11 protein-coding genes are annotated in these 12,632 nt (G+C 64.5%); 8 read left to right on the plus strand and 3 right to left on the minus strand.

What is annotated here, in order from left to right; genetic code table 11:
• Positions 1–60 precede the first annotated feature (60 nt).
• Positions 61–1,113, plus strand: a complete 1,053-nt coding sequence (gene hisC / locus KDW96_RS16690; protein ID WP_255837342.1) for a histidinol-phosphate transaminase — start codon at positions 61–63, stop codon at positions 1,111–1,113.
• 79 nt (positions 1,114–1,192) lie between these two features.
• On the opposite strand, the gene algW is transcribed toward hisC, so the two are convergent.
• The gene (algW, locus tag KDW96_RS16695; protein WP_255837343.1) at positions 1,193–2,335 is read right to left on the minus strand and encodes a Do family serine endopeptidase AlgW; all 1,143 of its coding nucleotides are present in this window, start codon (positions 2,333–2,335) and stop codon (positions 1,193–1,195) included.
• A gap of 110 nt (positions 2,336–2,445) precedes the next feature.
• On the opposite strand from algW, the gene KDW96_RS16700 reads away from it, so the two are divergent.
• From KDW96_RS16700 to cysN, 3 genes are all read left to right on the plus strand, one after another.
• The gene (locus KDW96_RS16700) at positions 2,446–3,204 is read left to right on the plus strand and encodes a Nif3-like dinuclear metal center hexameric protein (protein ID WP_255837344.1); all 759 of its coding nucleotides are present in this window, start codon (positions 2,446–2,448) and stop codon (positions 3,202–3,204) included.
• A gap of 242 nt (positions 3,205–3,446) precedes the next feature.
• A complete protein-coding gene (gene cysD, locus KDW96_RS16705; RefSeq protein WP_255837345.1) occupies positions 3,447–4,364 on the plus strand; it encodes a sulfate adenylyltransferase subunit CysD in 918 nt (305 codons plus the stop codon).
• A gap of 12 nt (positions 4,365–4,376) precedes the next feature.
• Positions 4,377–6,278: a sulfate adenylyltransferase subunit CysN gene (gene cysN, locus KDW96_RS16710; RefSeq protein WP_255837346.1), complete on the plus strand. Its 1,902-nt coding sequence runs from the start codon at positions 4,377–4,379 to the stop codon at positions 6,276–6,278.
• Between the two features lie 95 nt (positions 6,279–6,373).
• Here cysN and KDW96_RS16715 read toward each other — a convergent pair whose 3' ends face one another.
• Positions 6,374–6,814, minus strand: coding sequence for a Z-ring associated ZapG family protein (locus tag KDW96_RS16715; protein ID WP_255837347.1), 441 nt, complete (start codon positions 6,812–6,814; stop codon positions 6,374–6,376).
• 140 nt (positions 6,815–6,954) lie between these two features.
• On the opposite strand from KDW96_RS16715, the gene KDW96_RS16720 reads away from it, so the two are divergent.
• From KDW96_RS16720 to zapE, 3 genes are all read left to right on the plus strand, one after another.
• Positions 6,955–7,584, plus strand: a complete 630-nt coding sequence (locus KDW96_RS16720; RefSeq protein WP_255837348.1) for an alpha/beta hydrolase — start codon at positions 6,955–6,957, stop codon at positions 7,582–7,584.
• Positions 7,585–7,630: 46 nt separating this feature from the next.
• Positions 7,631–8,989 carry a tryptophan--tRNA ligase gene (locus tag KDW96_RS16725; protein ID WP_255837349.1) on the plus strand — a complete coding sequence of 453 codons (1,359 nt, stop codon included), beginning with the start codon at positions 7,631–7,633 and terminating at the stop codon, positions 8,987–8,989.
• A 157-nt stretch (positions 8,990–9,146) separates the two neighbouring features.
• Entirely contained in the window at positions 9,147–10,241 is a 1,095-nt protein-coding gene (zapE, locus tag KDW96_RS16730) for a cell division protein ZapE (protein ID WP_255837350.1), read from the plus strand.
• A 106-nt stretch (positions 10,242–10,347) separates the two neighbouring features.
• Here the strand turns inward: zapE and KDW96_RS16735 are convergent, their stop codons facing one another.
• Positions 10,348–11,253, minus strand: a complete 906-nt coding sequence (locus tag KDW96_RS16735) for a GlxA family transcriptional regulator (protein ID WP_255840551.1) — start codon at positions 11,251–11,253, stop codon at positions 10,348–10,350.
• Positions 11,254–11,489: 236 nt separating this feature from the next.
• Here KDW96_RS16735 and KDW96_RS16740 point away from each other — a divergent pair, with 236 nt between their 5' ends.
• Positions 11,490–12,626: an acyl-CoA dehydrogenase family protein gene (locus KDW96_RS16740; RefSeq protein WP_255837351.1), complete on the plus strand. Its 1,137-nt coding sequence runs from the start codon at positions 11,490–11,492 to the stop codon at positions 12,624–12,626.
• Positions 12,627–12,632: the final 6 nt, after the last annotated feature.

Raw genomic sequence — 12,632 nt, forward strand, 5'->3', positions numbered from 1 at the left:
GCACCTCGTGATCATTCGGTGCGCACTGCGCACCCCAGCAATTCGAGGAGAGAAGGGCAGATGAGCAAATTCTGGAGCCCCTTCGTCAAGGACCTGGTGCCTTACGTGCCGGGCGAGCAGCCCAAGCTGGCCAGGCTGGTGAAGCTCAATACCAACGAGAACCCCTACGGCCCCTCGCCCAAGGCGATCGCGGCGATGCAGGCCGAGCTGAACGACAGCCTGCGTCTGTATCCCGACCCCAATGGCGACCGCCTGAAGCAGGCGGGCGCCGACTACTACGGGGTGCAGTCCAGCCAGGTATTCGTCGGCAACGGTTCCGATGAGGTGCTGGCCCACGCCTTTCACGGCCTGTTCCAGCATGGCAAGCCGCTGCTGTTCCCGGACGTCACCTACAGCTTCTACCCGGTCTATTGCGGGCTGTATGGCATTGCCTTCGAGACCATCGAGCTGGATCAGCAGTTCCAGATCCGCGTCGAGGACTATGCCCGGCCCAACGGCGGCATCATCTTCCCCAATCCCAATGCGCCGACCGGCTGCCTGCTGCCGCTGGAGGCCATCGAGCGCCTGCTGCAGGCCAGCCCGGACAGCGTGGTGCTGGTGGACGAGGCCTACATCGACTTCGGCGGCCAGAGCGCGATTGCCCTGGTGGATCGGTACCCGAACCTGCTGGTGACCCAGACCCTGTCCAAGTCGCGCTCGCTGGCTGGCTTGCGGGTCGGGCTGGCGGTCGGTCATCCCGAGCTGATCGAGGCGCTGGAGCGGATCAAGAACAGCTTCAACTCCTACCCTCTGGATCGCCTGGCGATTGCTGGCGCGGCCGCGGCCTTCGAGGACCGCGCGTATTTCGACAAGACCTGCGCAGCGGTGATAGACAGCCGCGACGCAGTGGTGGCCGGACTCCAGCGGCTGGGCTTCGAGGTGCTGCCATCGGCGGCCAACTTCGTCTTCGTCCGCCACCCGCAGCACGAAGCCGCCGAGCTGGCGGCGCGTCTGCGCGAGCAGGGCGTGATCGTGCGGCACTTCAAGCAGGCGCGGATCGCTCAGTTCCTGCGCATCACCATAGGTGCGCCGGAGCAGAACCGGGCCTTGCTGGATGCGCTGAACGCACTCTAGGCGTGGCGCAGAGAAAAGCCGGGAGCGCGCAAGCGCTCCCGGCTTTTTTATGGCGGCACCGCCGCAGGGGCGGCGATTGTCAGTTGCCGTTGGCCGGCGGACGAACCCCGATGGTTGCGCTCAGGCGCAGCAGTTCGGCGTTGCGGATCACTTCGATGTGGATGGATTCGCCGGGCTTGGCCCGCGCCACCTGGTTCATCGAGCGGCGGCCATCGCTGGCCGGCTCGCCGTCGATGCTGAGGATCAGGTCGCCCGGCTGCAGGCCGGCCTTCTGCGCCGGGCCGCCGCGGTAGATGCCGGCGACGACGATGCCAGGCTGGCCAGCCAGGCCGAAGGATTCGGCCAGTTCCGGGGTCAGCGGCTGTACCTCGATGCCCAGCCAGCCGCGAATCACCTGGCCGTGCTCGATGATGGCCTGCATCACCTCCAGCGCCAGCTTCACGGGAATGGCAAAGCCGATGCCTTGCGAGCCGCCGGACTTGGAGAAGATCGCGGTGTTGATGCCGACCAGGTTGCCCTGGGCGTCGATCAGCGCGCCGCCGGAGTTACCGGGGTTGATGGCGGCGTCGGTCTGGATGAAGTCTTCGTAGGTATTGAGGCCCAGCTGGTTGCGCCCGGTGGCGCTGATGATGCCCATGGTCACCGTCTGGCCGACGCCGAAGGGATTGCCGATGGCCAGGCTGACATCACCTATCTTGATGTCGTCGGAGCGGCCCAGGGTGATCGAGGGCAGGTCCTTGAGGTCGATCTTCAGCACTGCCAGGTCGGTTTCCGGGTCAATGCCGATGACCCGGGCCAGGGTTTCGCGGCCGTCCTTCAGGGCCACCACGATCTGGTCGGCGCCGCTGACCACGTGGTTGTTGGTAAGCAGGTAGCCTTCCGGACTCATGATCACGGCGGAACCCAGGCTCGATTCCATGCGCCGTTGCTTGGGCAGGTTGTCGCCGAAGAAGCGGCGGAATTGCGGGTCCTCGAACAGCGGGTGGTTCGGTTTGTCGACGAACTTGGTGGTGTAGAGGTTGGCCACCGCCGGCGACGCCTGGCTGACCGCATCGGCATAGGACGCCGGGCCTTGGTGCTGGCGGCCGTACAGCGGTGCCTGGCGCAGCTGCACGTCCTGGCGCGGCAGGCCGACCCACTCGGGGAACTGTTGGATGATCAGCAGTGCCAACAGCACGCCAACCAGCAGCGGCCAGCCGAGAAATCGCAGGGCCTTGAACATCAATGAAATCCTGAGGGTTGCGAGGGCCTGGGGAGCCCCTTTAAGGTGCGCCATTATAGAGGGGGCTGCCCTAGAGCGCAGCGCCCTGTAACAGTTAGAGAGGAATCTACATGGCCATTGCCCTGACGACCCTGGTTGAAGAGGCCGAGCGCTACCTGGGCGCCGCGCGCATCAGCGACTACTGCCCCAACGGCCTGCAGGTCGAGGGACGGCCGCAGGTGCGGCGCATCGTCAGCGGGGTCACCGCCAGTCAGGCGCTGGTCGACGCGGCGGTGGAGGCCGAAGCCGACGTGCTGCTGGTGCATCACGGCTACTTCTGGAAGGGCGAGAATCCCTGTGTCACCGGGATGAAGCAGCGCCGCCTGAAGGCGCTGCTGGCCCACGACATCAGCCTGCTGGCCTATCACCTGCCGCTCGACCTGCACCCAGAGGTGGGTAACAACGTGCAGCTGGCGCGTCAGTTGGACATCACCGTCGAGAGGCTGCTGGAGCCCGACAACCCGCGTACCGTCGGACTGCTCGGCTCCTTGGCCGAGCCCATGACCCCGCATGACTTCGCTCAGCGCGTTCAGCGGGTGCTCGGCCGCGAACCGCTGCTGATTGAGGGCGCGGGTCTGATCCGCCGCGTCGGTTGGTGCACCGGCGGCGGTCAGGGCTATATCGATCAGGCCATCGCCGCCGGCGTCGACCTCTACCTTACCGGCGAGGCCTCCGAGCAGACCTTCCACAGTGCCCGGGAGAATGGCATCAGTTTCATCGCCGCCGGCCACCATGCCACCGAGCGCTACGGCGTCCAGGCCCTGGGCGACTACCTGGCGAAACGCTTCGCCCTTGAGCACCAGTTCATCGACTGCCCCAACCCGATCTGAGCCGGGCAGTCTTGCCTCGTCGGTGGCCGAGTCCAGGCGTCGGCGGGGTGGTGCAGGCCTGCCAGGTCGCCGCTGCCTGGGCTCGACTGGTCCGCTGGCGGGTCACTGATTGGCCGGAGCGGGCGGCATAAAGCTAGATTTTTTTGATCTAACCGGGCGCCTCAATAGAAGCTTGCGTCGTGATAGAGTGCGCCCTAGTCCCTGGCCCGTCGGCCTCATCACACAGCAATCCGTGAGTAGCCATGCTCGATAAACTGACGCACCTCAAACAGCTGGAGGCGGAAAGTATCCACATCATTCGTGAAGTGGCCGCCGAATTCGACAACCCGGTGATGCTCTATTCCATCGGTAAAGACTCCGCCGTGATGCTGCACCTGGCGCGCAAGGCGTTCTTCCCCGGCAAGCTGCCGTTCCCGGTGTTGCATGTCGACACCCGCTGGAAGTTCCAGGAGATGTACAAGTTTCGCGCCAAGATGGTCGACGAAATGGGCCTGGACCTGATCACGCACATCAATCCCGATGGCGTGGCCCAGGACATGAACCCCTTCACCTACGGCAGTGCCAAGCACACTGACGTGATGAAGACCGAGGGCCTCAAGCAGGCCCTGGACAAGTACGGCTTCGACGCGGCCTTCGGCGGCGCCCGGCGCGACGAGGAAAAGTCCCGGGCCAAGGAGCGCGTCTACTCCTTCCGCGACAGCAAGCACCGCTGGGACCCGAAGAACCAGCGCCCCGAGTTGTGGAACGTGTACAACGGCAAGGTCAAGAAGGGCGAGTCGATCCGCGTGTTCCCGCTGTCCAACTGGACCGAGCTGGACATCTGGCAGTACATCTACCTGGAGCAGATCCCGATCGTGCCGCTGTACTTCGCCGCCGAGCGCGAGGTGATCGAGAAGAACGGCACCCTGATCATGATCGACGACGAGCGCATCCTCGAGCACCTGTCGGATGAGGAAAAGGCCCGCATCACCAAGAAGATGGTGCGCTTCCGTACCCTCGGCTGCTACCCGCTGACGGGTGCGGTGGAATCCACCGCCACGACCCTGCCGGAAATCATCCAGGAGATGCTCCTGACCCGCACTTCCGAGCGCCAGGGACGGGTCATCGACCACGACGCCGCCGGCTCGATGGAAGAGAAAAAACGCCAGGGCTACTTCTAAGGATTCCGAACCATGAGTCATCAGTCTGATTTGATCGGCGAGGACATCCTCGCCTACCTGGCCCAGCACGAACGCAAGGAACTGCTGCGCTTCCTCACCTGCGGCAACGTCGACGACGGCAAGAGCACCCTGATCGGGCGCCTGCTGCACGACTCAAAGATGATCTACGAGGATCACCTGGAAGCCATCACCCGCGACTCGAAGAAGGTCGGCACCACCGGCGAGGACGTCGATCTGGCGCTGCTGGTCGACGGTCTGCAGGCCGAGCGCGAGCAGGGCATCACCATCGACGTGGCCTATCGCTACTTCAGCACGGCCAAGCGCAAGTTCATCATCGCCGACACCCCCGGCCATGAGCAGTACACCCGCAACATGGCCACCGGCGCCTCGACCTGCGATCTGGCGATCATCCTGGTCGACGCCCGCTACGGCGTGCAGACCCAGACCAAGCGGCACAGTTTCATCACCTCGCTGCTGGGCATCAAGCACATCGTCGTCGCGGTCAACAAGATGGACCTCAAGGACTTCGATCAGGGCGTGTTCGAGCAGATCAAGGCCGACTACCTGAAGTTCGCCGAGCGTGTCGACCTCAAGCCGACCACCCTGCACTTCGTGCCAATGTCCGCCCTCAAGGGTGACAACGTGGTCAACAAGTCCGAGCGCTCGCCCTGGTACGAGGGGCAGTCGCTGATGGAGATCCTCGAGACCGTGGAGGTTTCCGGCGACCGCAACTTCGACGACATGCGCTTCCCGGTGCAGTACGTCAATCGCCCGAACCTCAACTTCCGCGGCTTCGCCGGCACCCTGGCCAGCGGCATCGTGCACAAGGGTGATGAGGTGGTGGTGCTGCCGTCCGGCAAGGGCAGCAGGGTCAAATCCATCGTCACCTACGAGGGCGAGCTGGAGCAGGCCGGTCCGGGCCAGGCGATCACCCTGACCCTGGAAGACGAGATCGATGTGTCCCGTGGCGACATGCTGGTGCACGCCGACAACCGCCCGCAGATCCGTGACAGCTTCGACGCCATGCTGGTGTGGATGGGCGAGGAGCCGATGCTGCCGGGCAAGAAGTACGACATCAAGCGCGCCACCAGCTACGTGCCGGGGACGATCGCCAGCCTGCAGCACCGGGTCGATGTGAATACCCTGGAGCAGGGCGCGGCCAGCAGTCTGCAGCTCAACGAGATCGGCAAGGTCACCGTCGCCCTGGATGCGTCGATTGCCCTCGACGGTTACGACTACAACCGCACCACCGGTGCCTTTATCGTGATCGATCGCCTGACCAACGGCACGGTCGGTGCCGGCATGATCATCGCCGAACCGCTGGCGGTGCGTTACGCCGACGGTCACCACGGCAAGCTGGCCCACGTCGCCACCGAGGAGCGCGCGGTGCGCTTCGGTCAGCGTCCGGCCACCGTGCTGTTCAGCGGCCTGTCCGGCGCCGGCAAGAGCACCCTGGCTTACGCGGTCGAGCGCAAGCTGTTCGACCAGGGGCGCGCCGTCTACGTGCTGGACGGTCAGAACCTGCGTCATGACCTGAACAAGGGGCTGCCGCAGGACCGTGCCGGGCGTAAGGAAAACTGGCTACGTGCCGCCCATGTGGCGCGCCAGTTCAATGAGGCGGGTCTGCTGACCCTGGCGGCATTTGTCGCCCCGGATGCCCTGGGGCGTGATCAGGCCAAGGCGCTGATCGGTCGCGAGCGGCTGATCACCGTCTACGTTCAGGCGTCCCCGGAGGCCTGCCGTGAGCGGGATCCCCAGGGGCTGTATGCCGCCGGGGAGGACAACATCCCGGGCGAGTCCTTCGGTTATGACGTGCCGCTGGACGCCGATCTGGTGATCGACACCCAGAGCCTGTCGGTGGACGAAGGAGTCAAGCGGGTGCTGGCGCTGCTGCGTGAGCGCGAGATGATCTAAGCCGTAACCGCCAACAAAAAGCCCCGCTCTCGAGCGGGGCTTTTTGTTGGTCGGGCGAGCCCGTGGTGGTGACGGCAGGAGACGCCGTCATCGCACTATTTTTTGCTCTTCAGGCCGTAGCTTTCGTCGAGCATGCCCGGGACATCGGCGCTTTTCGGCGCATAGTCCTTGGGCATCTCGTGGTGTTCAGGCGCCTTCAGGCGTTCGCGTTTCTCGCCGCCTTCGCTGGCGTGCAGGGTAGCCAGCAGACGCTGACGGGTCAGTTCGTCCTGAGCCAGGCGGTTGGCCCCTTCGGACAGGTGCTGCTGTACATCCTGCTGGGTCTGGCTGAGTTTCTTGACCAGGTTGGCGGTGGTGTTGAAGTGGGTTACCACCTCGCTCTGGTAAGCGTCGAAGCGTTTCTGCATTTCGTCCAGCTGGCGCTGCGTGCGGTTGGGCACCGCATTGGGAGCCAGGCGGGCGATCAGGAAACCGATGGCAATGCCGGCTACCAGGGTGAGGGCCGGTACCAGCCAGGCTGTGAGCGTCTGTTCCACGAGTCCTTCCTCTCTAAACGGCTTTGCTTTACGTTAACGGCTCGAACCTGCGCTGTATACCGCAATGCAATGCCGAGATGTGTGCGGCGCAGGCTGTCAGCTAGACGTGTCGACCCTGCCTGGGGTCACGGAGTTAAACGTTGCTCACCCGCGAAACCCCCGTATTCATCGATGGCCCCTGCGGCCAACTGGAAGCCCTGTCTCTTGCCGTGCCCGACGCCCGCGGGGTGGCGCTGATCTGTCACCCCAATCCGGTCCAGGGCGGCACCATGCTCAACAAGGTAGTCTCGACCCTGCAACGCACCGCCCGCGACGCCGGCCTGGTGACGCTGCGCTTCAATTATCGGGGTGTGGGCGCCAGTGCCGGCAGTCATGACATGGGCAGCGGCGAGATCGATGACGCCGAGGCCGCCGTCCACTGGCTGCACCAGCAGCACCCGCAGTTGCCGCTGACCTTGCTGGGCTTCTCATTCGGGGGGTTCGTTGCGGCCAGCCTAGGTGGACGCCTGGAGCGGCAGGGTATCGAGCCGGCGCACCTGTTCATGGTGGCGCCAGCGGTGCAGCGACTGAACGAGGACAATCCGCCGGCCCAGCGTTGCGCGCTGACGCTGATCCAGCCGGAGGACGATGAAGTGATCGAGCCGCAGGCGGTGTATGACTGGTCGGCGGCGCTGCAGCGTCCCCATGAGCTGCTGAAAGTGGCAGAATGCGGGCACTTTTTTCACGGCAAGCTGACCGACCTCAAGGACCTGCTCGCGCCGCGACTCTGACTTTCGATTGCCGCCTGATGGGCGCCTCATTCTACAAGCGAACGCCATGACCACTCGTATCCTCACCGGCATCACCACCACCGGTACACCGCACCTCGGCAACTATGCCGGCGCCATCCGCCCGGCCATCGTCGCCAGCCGCGCCGCGGATGCCGACTCCTTCTACTTCCTGGCCGACTACCACGCGCTGATCAAGTGCGACGACCCGGTGCGCATCCAGCGTTCGCGTCTGGAGATCGCCGCCACCTGGCTGGCCTGCGGCCTGGACGTGAGCCGGGCGACCTTCTACCGCCAGTCCGACATCCCGGAGATCCCCGAGCTGTGCTGGTTGCTCACCTGCGTCGCCGGCAAGGGCCTGCTCAACCGCGCTCACGCCTACAAGGCCTCGGTGGACAAGAATGTCGAGGCCGGCGAGGACCCGGATGCTGGCGTGACCATGGGCTTGTTCAGTTATCCGGTGCTGATGGCCGCGGACATCCTGATGTTCAATGCGCACAAGGTGCCGGTCGGGCGTGACCAGATCCAGCATGTGGAAATGGCCCGCGACATCGCTCAGCGTTTCAATCACCTGTTCGGTCAGGGCAAGGAGCTGTTCACCCTGCCCGAGGCGGTGATCGAGGAAGACGTGGCGACCCTGCCGGGCCTGGACGGGCGCAAGATGTCGAAGAGCTACGACAACACCATTCCGCTGTTCGGCAGCGCCAAGCAGCTCAAGGATGCAATCGCCCGGATCGTCACCGACTCGCGCCTGCCCGGCGAGGCCAAGGACCCGGACAGCGCCCACCTGTTTACCCTCTACCAGGCCTTCGCCACGCCGGCGCAGCAGGCCGAGTTCCGTGCCGAACTGCTGGACGGGCTGGCCTGGGGCGAGGCCAAGCAGCGATTGTTCCAGCTGCTCGACGGCGAGCTGGGCGAGGCCCGCGAGCGCTACCAGGCGCTGATCGCCAAGCCGAGTGATCTGGAGGATGTGCTGCAGGCCGGCGCGGCCAAGGCGCGGCGCATCGCCACCCCGTTCCTGGGCGAGCTGCGCGAGGCGGTGGGCCTGCGCTCGTTCCGCGAGCAGGTGCAGGCTGCGGGCGCAGGCAAGAAGAAAGCGGCCAAGACGGCGCGCTTCGTCAGCTTCCGCGAAAAAGACGGCAGCTTCCGCTTCCGTTTCATCTCGGCCGAAGGCGAGGAGTTGCTGCTTTCGCGCCCCTTCAGTGATCCGAAGAGGGCGGGGGCGATCAGTCAGCGCCTGATAGCCCAGGGTCCCGACGCCCTGGAGTTGCGCGAGGACGAAGGCGACCAGTTCACCCTGTGGCTGGATGGCGAGTGCCTGGCCGACAGCCCGGCCTATCCCGATCCGGAGGAGCTCGACGCCGCCATGCTGCGCCTGCGCGACGCCATCGCGGGGATGGCCGAGTAATCCAATCGTCAGCCGCCGCGCCGGTTGCATGCGGGCGCGGCGCCCTCTAAAGGCCTTTCACGGCCTGGGTCCGCGATCGTGGCCCATGGTCTGGATTGCCAAGCGGGGAGGGCGTCGCTAAAGTGGCGACCCCATTTTTGTTGCCCAGCTAACGAATATGACACCCCTAGAGCGCTACCAGGCCGATCTCAAGCGGCCCGAATTCTTCCATGACGCGTCCCAGGAAACGGCGGTGCGCCACCTGCAGCGCCTGTACGACGATCTGGTGGCGGGACAGGCGAGCAAGCCGGGGCTGTTCGGCAAGCTCTTCGCCCGCAAGCCCCAGGGGCCGGTCAAGGGCCTGTATTTCTGGGGCGGCGTCGGTCGCGGCAAGACCTACCTGGTCGACACCTTCTTCGATGCGCTGCCGTTCGAGCAGAAGATGCGCACCCACTTCCACCGCTTCATGAAGCGGGTGCATGAGGAAATGAAGACCCTCAAGGGCGAGAAGAACCCGTTGGTGATCATCGGCAAGCGCTTCGCCGACGAGGCGCGGGTGATCTGCTTCGACGAGTTCTTCGTGTCCGACATCACCGACGCCATGATCCTCGCCACCTTGCTCGAGGAGCTGTTCAAGAACGGTGTGAGCCTGGTCGCGACCTCCAACATCGTCCCGGACGGCTTGTACAAGGATGGCCTGCAGCGCGCCCGCTTCCTGCCGGCCATCGCCCTGCTCAAGGAACACACCGAGATCGTCAATGTCGACAGCGGCGTCGACTACCGCCTGCGGGCCCTGGAGCAGGCCGAGTTGTTCCACTGGCCGCTGGATGCGGCGGCCGAGGAGAGCCTGCAGAAGAGCTTCAGCAGCCTGCTGCCCGAGCACTGCTTGGTGCAGGAGAACGAGGCGCTGATGATCGAGAATCGCGCCATTACCGCCCGCAAGGTCGGCGACGACGTGGCCTGGTTCGAGTTTCGCGAGCTGTGCGACGGTCCGCGCAGCCAGAACGACTACATCGAGCTGGGAAAGATCTTTCACGCCGTCCTGCTCGCCAATGTCGAGCAGATGAGCGTGGCCAAGGAGGACATGGCGCGACGTTTCATCAACATGGTCGACGAGTTCTACGACCGCAACGTCAAGCTGATCATCTCCGCCGAAGTGGAGCTCAAGGATCTCTACACCGGCGGCCGCCTGACCTTCGAGTTCCAGCGCACTCTCAGTCGTCTGCTGGAAATGCAGTCCCACGAGTTCCTCTCGCGTCCGCACAAGCCGTAACCGGCTGCTGCGAAAAAGACTGCCGATGGGCAGCCTTTTTTCTGTCCGCAAGCGGCGCGTTCGCCAGGCGCGGAGCGGTCTCGAACCTGGCGGCCGCCGGCGAGTCCTAGGTGTGGCCGTCCTTCTGCTGAAACTGGCGTCGGTACTGATTGGGCGATAGCTCCGTGTGCTGGCGGAACAGGCGGGCAAAGAAGCTGGCATCGTCATAGCCGACTTCATAGCTGATGGTCTTGATGCTCTTGCGCGTGGCGCTGAGCAGCCCCTTGGCGGTCTCGATGCGCAGACGCTGCAGATAGTGCAGGGGCTTGTCGCCGGTCGCACTCTGGAAGCGGCGCATGAAGTTGCGAATGCTCATGCCGTGCTCGCGGGCCACGTCCTCGAAGCGAAACTTGTCGCTGAAGTGCTCTTCCAGCCATTGCTGGATCTGCAGGATGGTCAGGTCGTGGTGCAGCTTCTGGCCGCCGAAGCCGATGCGTCCCGGGGTATAGCTGCGCTGCACCTCGTAGAGGATGTCGCGGGCCACGCCCTGGGCCACGCCGGCGCCGCAGAAGCGTTCGATCAGGTAGATGTAGAGGTCGCAGGCCGAGGTGACGCCGCCGGCGCAATAGAGGTTGTCGGCATCGGACAGGTGCTTGTCCTGATTCAGCAGCACCCGGGGGAAACGCTCGGCGAACTCATTGAAGAAGCGCCAGTAGGTGGTCGCCTCCTTGCCGTCGAGCAGGCCGGCCTGGGCCATCCAGAACACCCCGGTGGCCTCGCCGCAGATCGCGCTGCCTGCGGCATGGCGTGCCTTGAGCCAGTCGAGTACCTGGGGGTGACGTTGGCAGAGGGCGTCGAAGTCGTCCCAGAAGGCCGGCAAGATGATTACGTCGGCGCTATCGAGTGCGCCGTCCACCGGTATCAGTACGCCGCTGAAGCTGCGCACCGGGAGCCCGTCCGGGCTGACCAGGTGGATCTCGAAGGACGGGGTCAGGCCGCGGCCCTGCTGTTTGCCGTAACGCAGGCTGGCCATGTGGAAGAAATCCTTGGCCTGCATCAGGGTCGAGGCGAAGACGCCCGCGGTGGCAAGGATGGCGACGCGCTTGAGTGGCTCGGGAGACTGGATGGGCATAGTCGGCAAGTTTGAAGGCTAAGTGGTCAGGAGGCGGCTGGATCGTCTTATTTTTTGGCGCTTGTGTCCAGTGCGACCAAGCGTTTGCTTGGCTAAAGTCGAGGCTATTCCATCCCGATCCGTTACCCAGGTGCGCCATGATTCCCAGAACCCTGTTCAGCTCCGACCATGAGCTGTTTCGCGACAGCGTCCGCAAGTTCCTCGAGCAGGAGGCGGTGCCCTTCCATCAGCAGTGGGAGAAGGATGGTCATATCGATCGCCGTCTGTGGAGCAAGGCGGGGGAGGCGGGAATGCTCTGTTCGCACATCCCGGAAGAGTACGGCGGCATGGGGGCGGACTTCCTCTACAGCGCGGTGGTGATCGAGGAGGTTGGCCGTCTCGGCTTGACCGGTATCGGTTTTTCTTTGCATTCCGACATCGTCGCGCCCTACATCCTGCATTACGGCTCCGAGGCCCTGAAGCACAAGTACCTGCCCAAACTGGTGTCCGGCGAGATGGTCACGGCCATCGCCATGACCGAGCCGGGTGCGGGCTCCGACCTGCAGGGGGTCAAGACCACCGCGGTGCTGGATGGTGACGAATACGTGATCAACGGCTCCAAGACCTTTATCACCAACGGCTATCTGGCCGATCTGGTGATCGTGGTGGCCAAGACAGACCCCAAGGCGGGTGCCAAGGGCACCAGTCTGTTCCTGGTCGAGGCTGGTAGTCCGGGCTTCGCCAAGGGCAAGCGACTGGAGAAGGTCGGCATGAAGGCGCAGGACACCTCCGAGCTGTTCTTCCAGGATGTGCGGGTGCCCAAGGAAAATCTGCTGGGCCAGGCCGGCATGGGCTTCGCGTACCTGATGCAGGAGCTGCCTCAGGAGCGTCTGACCGTCGGCGTCAGTGCACTGGCCTCGGCCGAGGCGGCGTTGCAGTGGACGCTCGACTACACCCGCGAGCGCAAGGCGTTCGGCCAGGCGGTGGCGGACTTCCAGAACACGCGCTTCAAGTTGGCCGAGATGGCCACCGAAATCCAGGTCGGCCGGGTGTTTGTCGATCGCTGCCTGGAATTGCACCTGCAGGGGCAGCTCGATGTGCCGACCGCGGCCATGCTCAAGTACTGGGGCACCGACCTGCAGTGCAAGGTGCTGGACGAGTGTGTGCAACTGCATGGCGGCTACGGCTACATGTGGGAGTACCCGGTAGCACGGGCCTGGGCCGATGCCCGGGTGCAGCGCATCTATGCCGGCACCAACGAGATCATGAAGGAAATCATCGCCCGTTCCCTGTAGGGGTGG

The sequence above is a fragment of the Pseudomonas benzenivorans genome (genome assembly GCF_024397895.1).
Classification (GTDB): Bacteria; Pseudomonadota; Gammaproteobacteria; order Pseudomonadales; family Pseudomonadaceae; genus Aquipseudomonas; species Aquipseudomonas benzenivorans_A.

Coding starts and splice junctions, on each gene's coding strand:
- hisC (WP_255837342.1), top strand. CDS start 61: ATGAGCAAATTCTGGAGCCCCTTCGTCAAGGACCTGGTGCCTTACGTG.
- algW (WP_255837343.1), bottom strand. CDS start 2,335: ATGTTCAAGGCCCTGCGATTTCTCGGCTGGCCGCTGCTGGTTGGCGTG.
- KDW96_RS16700 (WP_255837344.1), top strand. CDS start 2,446: ATGGCCATTGCCCTGACGACCCTGGTTGAAGAGGCCGAGCGCTACCTG.
- cysD (WP_255837345.1), top strand. CDS start 3,447: ATGCTCGATAAACTGACGCACCTCAAACAGCTGGAGGCGGAAAGTATC.
- cysN (WP_255837346.1), top strand. CDS start 4,377: ATGAGTCATCAGTCTGATTTGATCGGCGAGGACATCCTCGCCTACCTG.
- KDW96_RS16725 (WP_255837349.1), top strand. CDS start 7,631: ATGACCACTCGTATCCTCACCGGCATCACCACCACCGGTACACCGCAC.
- zapE (WP_255837350.1), top strand. CDS start 9,147: ATGACACCCCTAGAGCGCTACCAGGCCGATCTCAAGCGGCCCGAATTC.
- KDW96_RS16735 (WP_255840551.1), bottom strand. CDS start 11,253: ATGGCCAGCCTGCGTTACGGCAAACAGCAGGGCCGCGGCCTGACCCCG.
- KDW96_RS16740 (WP_255837351.1), top strand. CDS start 11,490: ATGATTCCCAGAACCCTGTTCAGCTCCGACCATGAGCTGTTTCGCGAC.